This window comes from Prescottella equi (assembly GCF_002094305.1).
In the GTDB taxonomy this organism is placed as follows: Bacteria; Actinomycetota; Actinomycetes; order Mycobacteriales; family Mycobacteriaceae; genus Prescottella; species Prescottella equi.
Genome location: NZ_LWTX01000029.1, coordinates 1 through 688, shown reverse-complemented (window position 1 = coordinate 688; position 688 = coordinate 1). Strand labels below are relative to the sequence as shown.

Genomic DNA, 688 nt, shown 5'->3' with positions numbered 1-688 from the left:
AGCTCCGACGGCTCGAAGTTCCACGGCAGGACGTCGAAGATGAAGTCGTTGTCGTACGCGACGCCGTCGAGGTCCTCACGGAAGACGCGTCCGGTGCGAGCCTGCTCGGACCCGAACAGGTGCGGCTCGGATCGGCGTCCCCACCGGCGCAGCATCAGGCCCTTGTCGCGCAGCTTCTCGTCGTCGAGGCACACCATGCCGCCGTTGCCGGCGGCCGTGATGATGTGCGCCATCGCGAAGCTGGTGACCGTGATGTCCGAGCGCGAGCCGGTCTTGGTGCCGCGCAGGGTGGTTCCGATGCAGTCGCACGAATCCTCGATGACCTTCAGGTCGTGCTTGTCGGCGATCTCGCGGATGACGTCCCAGTCGGGGGCGTTGCCGGCGAGGTTCGGCACCAGGATCGCCTTGGTCTTGTCGGTGATCAGCTCCTCGATCTTGCCGACGTCGACGTTGTAGGTGTCGGGCTCGACATCGACGAACACCGGCACCCAGCCGCCCCGCACGATCGGCGAGACGTCCGTCGAGAACGTCAGCGGCGAGGTGATCACCTCGGAGCCCTTGGGCAGATCCAGCAGCTCGAGCGCCAGGTACAACGCGGACGATCCCGAGTTGCACATCAGGCCCAGCTTCTTGCCGTACAGGTCGGCGACCTTGCGCTCCATCTCGGCGACGTTCTTGCCGATCTTCA

1 protein-coding gene is annotated in these 688 nt (G+C 65.6%); it reads right to left on the bottom strand.

From position 1 onward, the window contains the following. Positions 1-688, bottom strand: a 688-nt coding sequence (locus A6I89_RS24245; protein ID WP_139811880.1) for a DegT/DnrJ/EryC1/StrS family aminotransferase, incomplete at both ends; no start/stop codon positions are given.